This window comes from Variovorax sp. J22G73 (assembly GCF_030317035.1).
Taxonomy (GTDB): Bacteria; Pseudomonadota; Gammaproteobacteria; order Burkholderiales; family Burkholderiaceae_C; genus Variovorax.
Map to the genome: position 1 here is coordinate 378,853 of NZ_JASZYK010000005.1, position 12,974 is coordinate 391,826.

Annotated in this window: 14 protein-coding genes; 4 read left to right on the forward strand and 10 right to left on the reverse strand. The window is 66.8% G+C overall.

Going from position 1 to position 12,974, the window contains the following annotated elements; all coding sequences use genetic code 11:
• Positions 1 to 16 precede the first annotated feature (16 nt).
• Positions 17 to 940, forward strand: coding sequence for a LysR family transcriptional regulator (locus QTI51_RS21165; RefSeq protein ID WP_286515584.1), 924 nt, complete (start codon positions 17 to 19; stop codon positions 938 to 940).
• A gap of 138 nt (positions 941 to 1,078) precedes the next feature.
• On the forward strand, positions 1,079 to 1,846 hold the full coding sequence (locus QTI51_RS21170; RefSeq protein ID WP_286515585.1) for a hypothetical protein: 768 nt from the start codon (positions 1,079 to 1,081) through the stop codon (positions 1,844 to 1,846).
• A gap of 222 nt (positions 1,847 to 2,068) precedes the next feature.
• Here the strand turns inward: QTI51_RS21170 and QTI51_RS21175 are convergent, their stop codons facing one another.
• The 4 genes from QTI51_RS21175 to QTI51_RS21190 all read right to left on the reverse strand — a co-directional run bounded on the left by QTI51_RS21175 (position 2,069) and on the right by QTI51_RS21190 (position 7,215).
• Positions 2,069 to 2,383 (reverse strand): hypothetical protein, encoded by a 315-nt coding sequence (locus tag QTI51_RS21175; RefSeq protein WP_286515587.1) that lies wholly within the window; start codon positions 2,381 to 2,383, stop codon positions 2,069 to 2,071.
• 104 nt (positions 2,384 to 2,487) lie between these two features.
• Positions 2,488 to 3,228: a cobalt ABC transporter substrate-binding protein gene (locus QTI51_RS21180; RefSeq protein ID WP_286515588.1), complete on the reverse strand. Its 741-nt coding sequence runs from the start codon at positions 3,226 to 3,228 to the stop codon at positions 2,488 to 2,490.
• A gap of 26 nt (positions 3,229 to 3,254) precedes the next feature.
• Complete coding sequence (locus tag QTI51_RS21185) at positions 3,255 to 5,432, reverse strand: TonB-dependent receptor (protein ID WP_503011530.1); 2,178 nt, start codon at positions 5,430 to 5,432, stop codon at positions 3,255 to 3,257.
• Positions 5,433 to 5,664: 232 nt separating this feature from the next.
• Positions 5,665 to 7,215: an MFS transporter gene (locus QTI51_RS21190; RefSeq protein ID WP_286515590.1), complete on the reverse strand. Its 1,551-nt coding sequence runs from the start codon at positions 7,213 to 7,215 to the stop codon at positions 5,665 to 5,667.
• Positions 7,216 to 7,316: 101 nt separating this feature from the next.
• Here QTI51_RS21190 and QTI51_RS21195 point away from each other — a divergent pair, with 101 nt between their 5' ends.
• Positions 7,317 to 8,252 (forward strand): LysR family transcriptional regulator, encoded by a 936-nt coding sequence (locus QTI51_RS21195; RefSeq protein ID WP_286515591.1) that lies wholly within the window; start codon positions 7,317 to 7,319, stop codon positions 8,250 to 8,252.
• A 39-nt stretch (positions 8,253 to 8,291) separates the two neighbouring features.
• Here QTI51_RS21195 and QTI51_RS21200 read toward each other — a convergent pair whose 3' ends face one another.
• From QTI51_RS21200 to QTI51_RS21215, 4 genes are all read right to left on the reverse strand, one after another.
• Positions 8,292 to 8,699 (reverse strand): ferric uptake regulation protein, encoded by a 408-nt coding sequence (locus QTI51_RS21200; RefSeq protein ID WP_116913639.1) that lies wholly within the window; start codon positions 8,697 to 8,699, stop codon positions 8,292 to 8,294.
• A gap of 254 nt (positions 8,700 to 8,953) precedes the next feature.
• Positions 8,954 to 9,115, reverse strand: a complete 162-nt coding sequence (locus tag QTI51_RS21205) for a hypothetical protein (RefSeq protein ID WP_286515592.1) — start codon at positions 9,113 to 9,115, stop codon at positions 8,954 to 8,956.
• 38 nt (positions 9,116 to 9,153) lie between these two features.
• Complete coding sequence (locus QTI51_RS21210; protein ID WP_286515742.1) at positions 9,154 to 10,149, reverse strand: SLAC1 anion channel family protein; 996 nt, start codon at positions 10,147 to 10,149, stop codon at positions 9,154 to 9,156.
• Between the two features lie 181 nt (positions 10,150 to 10,330).
• Positions 10,331 to 11,332, reverse strand: a complete 1,002-nt coding sequence (locus tag QTI51_RS21215) for a GlxA family transcriptional regulator (protein WP_286515596.1) — start codon at positions 11,330 to 11,332, stop codon at positions 10,331 to 10,333.
• 231 nt (positions 11,333 to 11,563) lie between these two features.
• On the opposite strand from QTI51_RS21215, the gene mug reads away from it, so the two are divergent.
• Positions 11,564 to 12,112 carry a G/U mismatch-specific DNA glycosylase gene (mug, locus tag QTI51_RS21220; RefSeq protein ID WP_286515598.1) on the forward strand — a complete coding sequence of 183 codons (549 nt, stop codon included), beginning with the start codon at positions 11,564 to 11,566 and terminating at the stop codon, positions 12,110 to 12,112.
• A 15-nt stretch (positions 12,113 to 12,127) separates the two neighbouring features.
• Here mug and QTI51_RS21225 read toward each other — a convergent pair whose 3' ends face one another.
• The gene (locus QTI51_RS21225; protein WP_286515600.1) at positions 12,128 to 12,358 is read right to left on the reverse strand and encodes a hypothetical protein; all 231 of its coding nucleotides are present in this window, start codon (positions 12,356 to 12,358) and stop codon (positions 12,128 to 12,130) included.
• 138 nt (positions 12,359 to 12,496) lie between these two features.
• The gene (locus QTI51_RS21230; RefSeq protein ID WP_116913635.1) at positions 12,497 to 12,934 is read right to left on the reverse strand and encodes a CBS domain-containing protein; all 438 of its coding nucleotides are present in this window, start codon (positions 12,932 to 12,934) and stop codon (positions 12,497 to 12,499) included.
• Positions 12,935 to 12,974: the final 40 nt, after the last annotated feature.

Below are 12,974 nucleotides of genomic sequence, written 5' to 3' on the forward strand. Positions count from 1 at the left end.
ACTTAGTATTCGGCGCATGGATTCCCTCTCCGACCTGTCTTTCTTCGCCGTGCTCATGAAGCAGGGCAGCCTCAGCGCCGCCGCGCAAGAGCTGGGCCTTACGCCGCCTTCGGTCAGCAAGCGCCTCGCCGCGCTGGAGGCGCGCCTGGGGGTGCGGCTGCTCAACCGCACCACGCGGCGCATCAGCCTCACGCCCGAAGGCGAGACCTACCTCACCGAAGGCGCGCGCGTGCTCGATGCGCTCGACGCGGTGGAGCGCGCCGTCTCGGGCGCCAAAGTGGCGCCGCGCGGACTGCTGAAGGTCAGCGCCACGATGGGGTTCGGCCGGCGCTTCATCGCGCCGGCGCTGTCGAAGTTCGCGCGTGCCTTTCCCGATGTGGAGGTGCAGCTGCACCTCACGGACCGGCCGGTGAACCTGGTCGAGCAGGGCTTCGACCTGTCGGTGCGCATCGGCACCCTGCCCGATGCGCGGCTGACGGCGCGCAAGCTCGGCTCGAACGCGCGCGTGCTGTGCGCCTCTCCACGTTATCTGGCGAAAGCGGGCGAGCCCGCGCACCCGCGCGAGTTGCCGCAGCACAGCTGCCTGTTCATCCGCGAGGGCGACGAGGCCTTCGGCTCTTGGCACCTGCGCTCGGGCGGCCGGCAGGAAACGGTGAAGGTGCGCGGCGCGCTGAGCAGCAACGACGGCGAATGCGCGCTGGCCTGGGCGCTCGACGGGCACGGCATCCTGATGCGCTCGCAGTGGGACGCGGCGCCCTACCTGCGTTCGGGGCGGCTGCGGCGGGTGCTGGGCAGCTGGTCGCCGCCGCCGGCGGACATCTTCATGGTTTTTCCGACCAAGGCCCACATGTCGGCGAAGACGCGGGCGCTGGTGGAGTTTCTGCACGAAGCTTTCGAAGCGCGGCGCGAAGGCGCGATTGACGGCGCTTCGCCCTGGTGAGGGCCTGAGTTGCCTCTGGATTGCCTGTTTTTGCCACGCTCACGCAAGGGCCAATCGTCGACCCCGTCCCACATGGCCATCGAGAGCCAGCCACTAAGGTGGACGCCTGCCCTCAATCACATGAAGGAGAGACATCGCATGGCTTACACCCTTACTCAGGCGCGAGTGCTGTTGACCGCCGCGGAACTCGCGGTCTTCGACCAGAGCCGGGCCGGCCCGGTCAAGGAACTGACCGCGGCGCGTCTGCGCGGCAAGGTGACACGCGCACGCGCGCTGCGCGACAAGTACCGCGACCTCTACCGGCGCCAGAGCGTCGCGACGCGCAAGGCCGCGGCAGGCAAGCGCGCGGCCGCCGGTGGCGACAACGAGCGCACGTCGAAGAAGGCGACGGTGTTCGAGGAGGTGCTGGAGCGCTTCGAAGCTCGGCTTGCGCAGCTCGATGCGAAGGAAGCGAAGGAAAGCGGCGTTGCTCCGAAGGCGCGAACGGTGAAGGCGGCGCCAGCAAAAACGAAGAACACCACGAAGGTGACGAAGCCAGCGGCGCGCAAGACTGCCGCCAAGGCCGAGCCCGCACCGGCCGCCGCCACGAAGAAAGCGCCGACCAGGAAGAGCCGCAAGCCGGCTGCGAAGCCGATGAGCCTGAAGACCGCGGTCAAGCATGCGCTGGAACTCAAGCACGCGGCCCTGGCGGCCGTGCCTGTGCAGGAGCATTCGTCGAAGGCACCCGCGACGCTTTCGCCGTTGGGTGCTGCCGCGGCGGGCGCGCCGCTCGTCACGGCACCGCTGGACATCAACCCGCGCGCGGCCCGGTTGAACCCGTTGAAGGAGCGCGCGGAGAACATCGCGCTGCACGCACACGCCGGTTCGCAGAACCGGTATGCGCAAGGAAAGCGCGACAGCCGCTGAGCAGCCCGCGCTCCACAGGTCAGCCCGCGCGGCGATGGCCCGAGCGCCACAGGTTATTAGGGTTTACCCTATACTCCAGAAAACCATTCACATTCTGGAGTTTGCAAATGTCCACGCTTTTGCTTTGCCTCGTCGCTGTGGCCGCCGTCGTCGTTTCGGGTTTCGTGACCGCCAAGAAGCTCGACGAGCTTCAGTAAACGACCATCCCACGGCTGGGCAGCGTCAGGCGCCGGCTCCCTCAGCGCCGCAACGCGCATGCGATGCCCGCGCGCGCTGGCATTGACCGCGCTGGCCTTGTCGCTCGATGGCGCGCATGCACCGTCCGCCCAACGCCTCGAAGCGCCTTTCGCCGGTGCGGCGCACGGCCGTTCCGTCTTCCAGCCCATACCGCACGCCCGCAAAGATGGGCCTGAAGTGCGTGGTTGCGCTGGAGCTGGTCAGGTAGGTCGTGTATTCGACGACCGTCTCGCTGCGCCCCTGGGCGTCGAGCACGTCGAAACGGTCGGTGGCGAATGTGGCTTCTTCAAGGTGTGGCATGGCGTGGTGATCAGGGTTTTCACCAGTACGACCAAAGTTCACATCTGGATTCAGCCCCTTTTCACCCGCCACGCAGTCAATGAGGCCCGGCAGGCCTCCTTCGCTTACTTGTTGGGCGCGGCCACAGGCCCGGCCGGCAGCGGCGCCAGGCCGTCGCTCTTCACATAGGTCAACGACGTGACATAGCTCACGGACTCGAACTTCTCGACGCCTTCCGCCCCCTGGCGCTCACCGGGCGCACGCTCGTTCACGCTGACTTCTGCCACGTAGATGCCCTGCCAGGGCATGTCGAACTTCACGACGCCCTGCTCGTCGGTGTGCCCTTCCTTGCTCCAGCCCGACTGGGTGACCAGCGCCACCTTGGTCTTGGCCTTGGGCTCGCCCTTGAAGAACAGCTTGAACTCGCCCGCCTGGCCCGAGGGCACCAGGTCGAGCGCCAGCTTGGGTTGCTGCGCGGCCAGGCTGGTGACCAGGCGCGCGGCCGGGTAGTAGCGGTTGCGCGTTTCGGTGTCGCCCTGCTTACGGGTGTACAGCGGGTAGCCCGCGTCTTCGGCCACGATGCTGTCGCCCGCCGCCGCGCCGAAGGGCAAGGCGAAGCCGGTGGCGGTCTTTTGCGGTGCCACGGCTTGCTCGCCCTTGGCGGACAGCAGCGTGGCCGTGGGCTTGCCGAACTTGTCGAGCAGGCCGGGCGATGCCTCGCGCAGGTTGTCGCCGAATTCGCCGAAGCGGACGGTGGCGGTCTTTTGCCCGGCGGGCTGCTCGATCCAGATCTGGTGCGCCTGCGCGGCGTTGGCAAGGCCCAGCAGGGCAAGGGCGGCGCTGGCGATGGAAAACGTTCGGGTCATGCGGATTCTCTTGTGTCGGAAGGGTTTCAGAAGTCGATCGAGGCCGAGAGCATCAGCGTGCGCGGCGCGCCCACGGTGACGTAGGTGCTGGTCACCCAGTAGTTCTTGTCGAACACGTTCTCCAGGTTGGCGCGGAAGGTCACGGCCTTGTTCGCCACCTTGGTGGCATAGCGCGCGCCGATGTCCAGGCGCGTCCACGAAGGCACGCTCAGCCGGTTGGCGGCGTCGGCGTACACCGACGAGGTGTTGATCACGCGGCCGTTCAGGCTCAGGCCCGGCACCCAGGGCGTGTCCCAGTCGAGCCCGAGGTTGAAGGTGCGCTTGGGCACGCCGGTGGCGTCGTTGCCCTGGTTCACGCCGCCGGCGGTGCGGGTGAGCGTGGCGTCGTTGAAGGCGGCGCTGGCCATCAGGCGCAGGCCCTTGTGGATTTCGCCGTAGGCCGTCAGCTCGAGCCCTCGGTTGCGCTGCTCGCCACCGAAGCTGTAGACCAGCGTGGCCGGGTCGGTGAGGCTGTTGGGCCGGGTGATCTGGTACACGGCGGCCTGCGTGGTGAGCTGGCCCCAGTCGACCTTCACGCCCGCTTCGTACTGCTTCGACTTCTGCGGCGCGAAGGTCTCGCCGACGTTGGCCGTGCCCGGGCCGGCCGTGCCGCCGCGCGTGAGGCCGGCGGTGTAGTTGCCGTACAGCGAGACGTTGTTCGCCACCTTGAACACCACCCCCGCCAGCGGCGTGACGGCGCTGGCCTTGTAGCGGCTGGTCGATGCGCCGGTGGTCTGCGAGAACGCCTCCTGCTCCATGGTCTGGTCGCGCAGGCCCAGCGTGACCAGCAGCCGGTCGTTGGCGAAAGACAGCGTGTCGGCCAGCACCACGCTGGTCTGCCTGAGCTCGCCGGCCTTGGTCGCGGGCGTGCGAAGCGCCGTCACCGCCGGCAGCGGCGCAGGGTTGTACAGGCTGGACGGGTTGGTGCGCGGCGAGGTCGCGTAGAAGAAGCCCGTCTCCTGGCTCAGCAGGTTCACGCCCAGCGCCAGCGTGTGGCCCACGCTGCCGGTCTTGAAGCGGGTGCGCAGGCCGGCGTCTGCAGCGGTGGTCTTGCCGTAGTAGTCGTAGTAGGCGTTCGACACGTTGAAGTTGCCCAGCGAGTTCGGCCGGCCGCTCGGGAAGGTCTGCTGGTAGTCCTGGTCGGTGTAGCCCACGCTGCCGTATGCCATGGTGGTGTCGCTGATGTCGTACTCGACGCGCGAGATGGTCGTCTTGACGTTGTCCTTCAGCTGCGTGCCCGGATAGAAGTTCAGCCGTGCCGAAGGCGGCTCCGGAATTTCCGTGATGCCCGCGGCAAAGCTGGTCTGCGGACGGAACTCGCGTGTGTCGCCCTTGCTGGCGAAGGCGTCCAGCGACCAGCGCAGGCGCGTGCCCAGGTAGTCGAGCCCCAGGGTGGCCAGCCCGAGCTTCTGCTTGCCGTTGTCGATGTTGCCTTCGCCGTTGCGCAGCACGCCGTTCACGCGCACGCCCCACTCGTTCTCCTTGCCGAAGCGCCGGCCCACGTCCAGGTGCGTACCGAACTGGGCGCGGCTCATGTAGGTGGTGGTCAGGCGCGTGAGCGGCACGTCGGCCGCGCGCTTGGTCACCACGTTGATGCTGCCGCCCACGCTGCCCGTGGGACCGACGCCGTTGGCCAGCGCGCCCGGGCCCTTGAGCACTTCGACGCGCTCGATCATCTCCAGCGGAATGCGCGTGGTGGGCGACAGGCCGAACAGGCCGTTCATGCCGATGTCGGAGTTGGGCACGGTGAAGCCGCGGATCTGGAAGTCGTCGCCGAAGCCGCCGCGCGAGGTCAGCGGGCGCACCGACGCGTCGTTCATCACCACGTCGGCCACGCTCAGCGCCTGCTGGTTGTCGATGAGCTCGGAGGTGTAGTTGGTCGTGCTGAAGGGCACGTTCATCAGGTCGGTGATGCCCAGGATGCCGAGGCTGCCGCCGCGCGCGAACTGCCCGCCCGAATACGTCTTCTGCAACCCGCCGATGGCCTCGGCCTGGTCGGACACGGTGACTTCCTGCAGCTGGCCTGGCGCAGAGGCGGTTTGCGCAGCCGCACCGGCGGCGGCGAGGACGAGCGAGGCCCCCAGGCATTGGCGCGCGAGGCGTGCGAGCGGGGTGGGCGTGAAACGGAATTCTGCGCGGGACGAAAATGCAGTCGACGAAGGCATGGGTGGGGAAAGGCGAACAGAAAAAGGCAAACAAAACCCGGCTGAGCTAGGTGAGCCGGGTGAGAAATACGGAGTGCGGCGGCCGGGAAGCGCACCGTGTTCGGCGCGCATTCCCCATGGCGCCCACTTCGGACGAGAATGTTAATAACAAGCATTCTCATCATAATTGTTGCCTAACTGTGTCGTGCCAATGCCCCTTCGACACGTCCTTGCTTCCGCCCTTTTTCTGGCCCTACTTCATCAACCGCTGCGAACCCATCGCCAGCGCACCCAGCACCCCCACCACGGCAATGACCGCGAAGTAATCCAGGCACGCAAGCAGCGTCGCGTTCTGCCCCAGCACCTGCGCCAGCGACGCCGCGGCCATCGCGTCCGACTGCGGACCTGCGCCGCGCGATGCCAGCAACTGGCTCAGGTCGTGCAGCGTCTGCGTGTACACCGAATCCCCCGTCGCGAAGCGGTTGTTGAGCACGCTGTAGTGCGCCGTGCTGCGCCACTGCAGCAGCAAGGTGGCGGCCGCGGTGCCCAGCGCCGTGCCGAACTGCGCGGTCATGTTCTTCAGTTGCTGCGCGTGCGAGAGCACCGACTCGTCCTGCTGCACATCGCGAAAGGCATGCATCGCCGTGGTCGCCATCACGAAGATCAGGAAGACGCCGTTGCAGGCCAGCGCGGGCAGCACGCTGGCCCACAGCGACACGTCCGCGTCGATGCGCGAGAGCTGCACGCCGAACATCGCCAGCGCCACGAAACCCGACACCAGGAACTTCTTCGCGCCCGGCCAGCGCGGCATCGCCCACGACATCAGCATCCACGCCGCGAGCGCCGAGGACAGGCCGAGCGACTGGACCTGCCCCACCGTTTCCCATGAATAGCCGAGCGTGCGTTGCATCAGCACCGGCAGCATGAAGTTGTTGGCGCCCAACAGCACGTAGCACAGCGTGAACACCGCCACGCCGCCGATGTAGCGCGGATGCCGAAGCGCCTTCAGCGCGAGTAGCGGCCGCTCATGCCGGCGCAGCGATCTGAAGAAGTAATACAGCGCGAGCGCGCCGCAGCCGAGCCCGGCGGTGAGCATCGTCGCGTCGCTGAAAAAGTCGTACTGGCTGCGCTGCAGCACATAGAGCAGCAGGAAGCTGCCGCTGGCCAGGCCCATGAAGACCAAGGGATGGCTCTGGCTGCGCAACTGCGCCGGCACCAGTTCGGTGGGCAGGCACAGCGCCGCCAGCACCGCCGCGACCAGGGCCGCGACGATCAACATCGCGAAGATGCCGTGCCAATGGCCGTGCGACACCGCGAACGACGCCAGCGCCGGCGCAAACGCAATGCCCGCGGCAAGCCCCGTCGCGAAGTAGCGGATGCCAGTGAAGCGCTTCGGGCCCGGCGCAATCAGGTTCACCAGTACGCGGCCCGTCGTCATGAAGGCAGCACCGCCCAGCCCCATCACGGCGCGGCCGGCCAGGAACTGCGGGTACGAGCCGCTGGTGCCGCAGATGGCGCCGCCCAGCACGAACAGCCCCAAAGACAGGAGCACGAAGTTGCGCCAGCCCAGGCGCTCCACCAGCCAGCGCTGCTTGGAAATGGTCGACACCGCCACGCACGCATAGACCACCGTGGCGAGGCTGAACTCCTCGGGCGAGGCGCCGATTTCTCCCATGATCGGGCCCGCGCCGAAAGCGATCATTCCGGTCTGCAGGAACTCCAGGAAGGTCAGCAGGAAGATGATGAGCAGCAGCGCCGGGTCGGGCGATGCAGGTTTTGCGGGTGGCGAATGGGGCGAGTTCATGGCGGTCTCCGTGCTGTAGCAGGACTCTATAGCCGCACCAATTGATTGATAAGATGGCCGAATCGCCAAGGACTGGTGCTGTAGAGCACCAATCACCCGCAATGCACGACCTCAACGATCTCTACTTCTTCGCCTCCGTGGTCCAGAACAACGGCTTCACCGCGGCGGCGCGCGCCACCGGCGTCGAGAAGACCCGGCTGAGCCGGCGCGTGGCCGAGTTGGAGCAGCGCGTGGGGCTGCGGCTGCTGCAGCGCTCCACCCGGTCCATCGCGCTGACCGAGGCGGGCGAGCGCTTCTACGCGCGCTGCCTCGCGGCGGTCGAAAGCGCGGAGGCCGCCTACGACAGCGTCGCCGAACTGCAGAAGGAGCCCTCGGGCACCGTGCGCCTGTCGTGCCCCGTGGTGATGGCGCAGAGCTACCTCGCGCCCGTGCTGCCGGGCTACCTGGCGCGCCACCCCAAGGTGAAGGTGCTGGTGGAAGCGACCGACCGCACGGTCAACCTGATCGAGGAGCGCTTCGACCTCGCGCTGCGGGGCCGCCCGCGCAACGATCCCGAGCCGGGCATGGTCGCGCAGTCGCTGGGCACGGCGCGGCTCATCCTGGTCGCGAGCCCCGCCTTCGTGGCCGCGCACGGCCGGCCGCAGCAACTGGCAGCGCTGGGCGACATCGACGTGATCAGCCACGTGCACGACATGCATGACCGGCAGGACGGCAGCGCGCACTGGCATCTGAAGCGCCGCGCGGGGCAGGCGGACACCGCCAAGGTGCACCCTCGTTTGGTGACCAGCGATTTCAGCGTGCTGTTCGAGGCCGCGGTGCACGGCATTGGCGTTGCCTTCTTGCCCGAACCCGTCGTCGCGGCTGCGCTGCAAGACGGGCGGCTCGAGCAGGTGCTGCCCGAGTGGGCCGCCGAGGGGCACATGCTGCACCTGGTGTATCCGCCGCCCAGGGGCATGCTGCCGGCGGTGCGCAGCCTGATCGACTACCTGGTGGTGCAGTTGCCGCCGCGCATCCACGCCGGGTCATTGCCCGGATGAAGCGCTGAAGCGCTGAAAGACGAGAGGGTCGCGCGCTCTTCAGCGCCGTGGCCGGCCGAACACCGTCACCACGTAGTCGTCGAGGTCGAAGCCCTTCTCTATCGCGATGGCCGCAAGGCGCTCCTCGATGCGCGGATCGAAGAACTCGTGCACCGCACCGTCGACCAGCGAGACCAGGTGGCCGTGGTGCTGTTCTCCGTCGTTAAGCTCGTACACCGCCCTGCCCGCGCCGAGCTGGCTCTTCTTCAGCAGCCCCGCTTGCTCGAACTGCGCCAGCACGCGGTAGACGGTGGCCAGCCCCATGTCGAGGTCCAGCGTCAGCAACTGCCGGTACACGTCTTCGGCCGAGAGGTGGCGCCGGTCGCTGTGCTCGAACAGCTCCAGCACCTTCATCCGCGGAAGCGTGGCCTTCAGGCCCGTGTGCTTGAGTTTGTCGGCGTGCTCCATGCGTCGGGGAGGCAGAAGAAAAAAGAGGGACGAGAGAAAGCCGGGGGAGGCTCGTGGAAAAAATGCATGGCTGGCCGGAGAACCGATGGCTAGCAAAAAACGACCTTGGAGACGTTTGAAGGTCTCGGGTCGCCCCACGATGAAATCGATGAAAGGAGCAAGGAAAACCGCTGCGCCTTTCGATGAGCGAATCTTACATCAAATGAGATTGCTTCTCATTTGTTAATGAAAGGCCATCAACTTCGCAGGCCCTTTCATTCGGCAACGGCCTCCACTGGGCGACTCGCCCCGGCGGCTTCGACCTGGTCCAGGCAACTGCAGTTGCCGACCTGTTCCCATTGCGCGATCAACGCGGCAGCGTGTTCCTGGGCGAGTGCGTCGGCCTCAGCGGAATTCGCGGACAGTTCTTCAGACATGTTCATCAACTTATCGCGTGTAAAAAAGCGAAGCGAACTCACCGCGGCGCAAGCAGCTTGCCGCTCGCAAAAAGCCGCAACGTGCGAAACAGCAGCACCGCGATCAGCCCGCTCAGGAACGCCAGCAACGCCACCGCCAGCGCAGTCACCACCGCGCTGCCAGCGTGCTCCGAATAGCGCAATGCGGCATTGGCGAGCGCCGCAATCGGAAAGCTCAGCGCCCACCACCCGGCCGCGAAGGGCACGCTGCGCTTGAACACCTTGAAGACCAGCGCCAGGAAAACGAAGAGCCCGAAGTAGAAAAGCATCGCCGCGAAGGCGTCGACGCGCTGGAAGAAGCTCGTGTACGCGAGAAAGCCGACTTCGAACGGCGCCATCAAGATCATCAGCGACGGCACCATCTCGTTCGCGAGCTTTTCGTGGTGATGGATGAGGCGCGACACGATCATCGTGAAGAACACCAGCGCCACCATCGTGCCGACCGCCATCGAGAACAGGTTGAGTTCCCTGGCCCAGGCCATCGGCATCGTGCTGCCGGCCACCGTGATGTCCAGCGTGGCCACGCCCGGAATGAGCCAGGCCGGCACCGCATGGCCCGCATCGACCTTGCCGCGCAACAGGCGGCTGACGATCGTGAAGGCCAGCGCAATCGTCGCCGCCGCGCCCACGCTCCAGAGCAGCTCCGACGCCCGCGCGCTCACCGGCGCCACCACTGACGACACCAGCAGCGTCGCGATGGTCGCGGTGCCGAAGAAGTTGCCTGCAATGGGGTGCATGAACTCGTTGCGCACGGCCTGCGGGTAGCGCACCGCCTTCGCGGCATAGGCCACGCAGAGCAACGCGAAGAGCGCTACCGCAACGCAGCCGATCGCGGCGTCGATGAGCGGGCTCGCGCCGAACTGGTGGCTGGCTTGTCGCCACGCCGTGGCCAGGCCCGAGATGCCCATGACCGAAGCGAACAGGTTGACGGGAAGGTACTGGATGGATGCCTGCCGCGGGTGACCCGCCGGGCTCAGCGTTTGCGTGGTGTTGATACGTGCTCCTGGTTGGAGGAAAAGCTCCGCCAACGCGCTGCGAATGCAGCGCTCGCGTCATTGGAGAAATTCCGTCGTTGCGCCGCTCTTTTCGTTAGCGGGAGCGACGTTCAAAGTCTAGGTTCGGGGGCGCGTTCAGCCGCTTGCAAAGCGGCGGCGTTTGCGCCAATCACCACCGCTTTCAGGCCAGTTCCAGCGCCGCATCATGTGCCTGCGCCACGGGCTGCGCTCCCTTGAAACGCGCCCGGTACTCCCGCGGACTCGTGTCGAGCCGTTTCGCGAAGATGGTCCGCATGTGGCTCGCACTGTGAAACCCGCAGCGAAACGCCACCGTCTTCAACGGCAGGTCGGTTTCTTCCAGCAGCTTGCGGCAGAACTCCAGCCGCACCTGGTCCACGAAGGCCGAAGGCGTCATGTTCGCGTGCTTGGCGAACACGCGCGAAAAGGTGCGACGGCTCACGCCCACGGCGTCGGCCAGCTGGTCGATGGAGAGCTGCTCGTCGATGTGGTCCGTCACGTGGCGCAGCACCTTGGCCACGATGGTCTCTTCCTTCGGGCCCACCGCCAGGTAGGGGCTGTATTGCGACTGCCCGCCGTCGCGGCGGATGTACACGATCAACCGCTTCGCGATGCGCAGCGCCATCTCGTGGCCCCAGTCTTCGGTCACCAGCGCCAGGCACAGGTCCATGCCGGCGGCGACACCGGCCGAGGTGAACAGCTTGCCGTCGCGCACGAAGATCTTGTCGGGCCGCACACGCGCCCGCGGAAACTGCGCAACCAGCCGGTCCACATCGTGCCAATGCGCCGTCACCTCCTTGCCGTTCAGCAAGCCCGCGTGGCCGAGGGTGAACGCGCCGTTGCACACGGAGCCGAAGCGCTGCGAGAGCATCGCCTTCGCGCCCAGCCATTCCAGAAAGCGCGGCGCGTAGGCCTGCACCTCCGGCAGCCTGGGGCCACCTGCCACCAGCAACAGGTCGGGCTGTTCTTCGTAGTGCAGGTAGTCGGTGTCGACCTTGAGCTCCATGCCGTTGGCACAGCGCACGTTGCCGGCGTGCAGGCCGACGAGCGTGATCTCGTACTGCTGGTGCGGCGCCAGGTAGTTGTTGGCCTCGGCGAACACGTCCATCGGGCCGGCGATGTCCAGTGCCTGCACCCCGTCGAACACGACGATCACGAGCTTCATGTTTCCAGCTTTTTTCGTTGCGGCGAAGACCGTGCTTGAGGATTGATCGGAGCGGCCGGACATTCTAGGACTGGCCGTTTTCGTCGCCCGTGACCTGTTGCCTGCACACGCCGCGGTGGCCTGAAACCGCTGCAACCTGGCCGCGAACGCACCATCCCGGCTGCGCGCGCAGCGTCGCGCAGGCCGAAACTTGCGCGGCCGTGCAGCGCACCCGCTGCACACTCCATTCGCATGCCGCACGACGCCACCCTTTCCAACGCCACCCCGGGTGGCTTGCCCGACCTTCTCGCGCCCGGCCTGGAGGTCGTGTTCTGCGGCATCAACCCCGGCCAGCGCGCGGCCGCTTCAGGCCACCATTTCGATGGGCGGGGCAATCGTTTCTGGCGCGTGCTGCACCTCGCTGGCTTCACTTCGCAACCGATGACACCCGAGCAGGGCAGTCTTCTGCTGGCCCAGGGATGCGGACTGACGACCGTGGTCGCTCGTGGCACCGCGCGCGCAAGCCAAGTGGCACCGCACGAATTCGCCGCCGCAGCCAGCGAGTTCATTCAAAAGATGATGGCGTTCAAACCGCGCCGCCTCGCGTTTCTCGGCAAAGCGGCCTACGCAGGCATGATGGGCTACAAGCAGGTCGCGTGGGGCCTGCAGCAGGAACGCTTCGCGGGCATCGAGACGTGGATCCTGCCCAACCCGAGCGGGCTCAATCGCTCGTTCTCGCTCGACGAATTGGCAAGCGCCTACCGCGCGCTGCACGACGCCATCGGGTCGCTCCGCCCTTGAAGGTTTCAGGCTCGTTCAGAGCTTCGCATCGGACAGCGCCAATGCGTCCACGCCCTTGTCCGTGAGCCGGAAGAACGACTTGTCCAGCGACTCGGTCAGCATGCCGGCCGCCATCAGCTCCTGGATGCCGTCGCGGCAGGCCACCACGCTCCTGTGGAGTTGCAGCGCGTTGGCCGACCGCTCTTCGTTGGGCCAGTACTCCTGCCGGAAATAGGCGAGAACCCGCTCGGCTTCCAAAGTCAGCATGTTCTTTTCCGCACTGAAATCGTTGCAATGAAACGATCGTGCGCCGCCGCGCAGGATCGCCGAGTAGGAGAACAGGCATAGATGGCCCGACGCCACCGCAGTGCCTGCTTCCAGCGCCTGAAGAATCGCCTTGCCGCCCTACCCCAGCGCGTCGTTCACCTGCTCGCGAAACTCGCTCAGGCTCACCGCCGCGCCGATCTCGCGCGGCAGCGCGTCGCGCACCGAGAACACGCCCAATATCTTCGTTCCCGCCGTGAGCGGCAAATGCCTGAAGCCCCGCTCCAGCATCAGCGCCACCGCGTCGGACACCAGCGTTTCGGGCGGCACGCAGATCGGGTTGGGCGTCATCACCTCGCTCACCGGCGTGCGGTCGGGGTCCAGGCCCCGCGCCAGCACGCGGGTCATGAGGTCGCGCTCGGTCAGGATGCCCAGCAGCGTGTCGGGCAGTTCCATGACGAGCACGCTGCCGCAGTTGGCGCGCGTCATCACGCAGGCGGCGTCGCGCACGCTGGCCTGCGGGCCCAGGCTGACCACGTGGGCCCGCGAGACGGACTGGAATACGGTGCGCTCGGCCATGGTGCGCCCTCCGGAAAGTAGCGTGAATGGTGCCGCCGCC

Bases quoted from the DNA above. Each gene is read 5' to 3' on its own strand.
- QTI51_RS21165 (WP_286515584.1), top strand. From the start codon at position 17: ATGGATTCCCTCTCCGACCTGTCTTTCTTCGCCGTGCTCATGAAGCAG.
- QTI51_RS21170 (WP_286515585.1), top strand. From the start codon at position 1,079: ATGGCTTACACCCTTACTCAGGCGCGAGTGCTGTTGACCGCCGCGGAA.
- QTI51_RS21175 (WP_286515587.1), bottom strand. From the start codon at position 2,383: ATGCCACACCTTGAAGAAGCCACATTCGCCACCGACCGTTTCGACGTG.
- QTI51_RS21180 (WP_286515588.1), bottom strand. From the start codon at position 3,228: ATGACCCGAACGTTTTCCATCGCCAGCGCCGCCCTTGCCCTGCTGGGC.
- QTI51_RS21185 (WP_503011530.1), bottom strand. From the start codon at position 5,432: ATGCCTTCGTCGACTGCATTTTCGTCCCGCGCAGAATTCCGTTTCACG.
- QTI51_RS21190 (WP_286515590.1), bottom strand. From the start codon at position 7,215: ATGAACTCGCCCCATTCGCCACCCGCAAAACCTGCATCGCCCGACCCG.
- QTI51_RS21195 (WP_286515591.1), top strand. From the start codon at position 7,317: ATGCACGACCTCAACGATCTCTACTTCTTCGCCTCCGTGGTCCAGAAC.
- QTI51_RS21200 (WP_116913639.1), bottom strand. From the start codon at position 8,699: ATGGAGCACGCCGACAAACTCAAGCACACGGGCCTGAAGGCCACGCTT.
- QTI51_RS21205 (WP_286515592.1), bottom strand. From the start codon at position 9,115: ATGTCTGAAGAACTGTCCGCGAATTCCGCTGAGGCCGACGCACTCGCC.
- QTI51_RS21215 (WP_286515596.1), bottom strand. From the start codon at position 11,332: ATGAAGCTCGTGATCGTCGTGTTCGACGGGGTGCAGGCACTGGACATC.
- mug (WP_286515598.1), top strand. From the start codon at position 11,564: ATGCCGCACGACGCCACCCTTTCCAACGCCACCCCGGGTGGCTTGCCC.
- QTI51_RS21225 (WP_286515600.1), bottom strand. From the start codon at position 12,358: ATGCTGACTTTGGAAGCCGAGCGGGTTCTCGCCTATTTCCGGCAGGAG.
- QTI51_RS21230 (WP_116913635.1), bottom strand. From the start codon at position 12,934: ATGGCCGAGCGCACCGTATTCCAGTCCGTCTCGCGGGCCCACGTGGTC.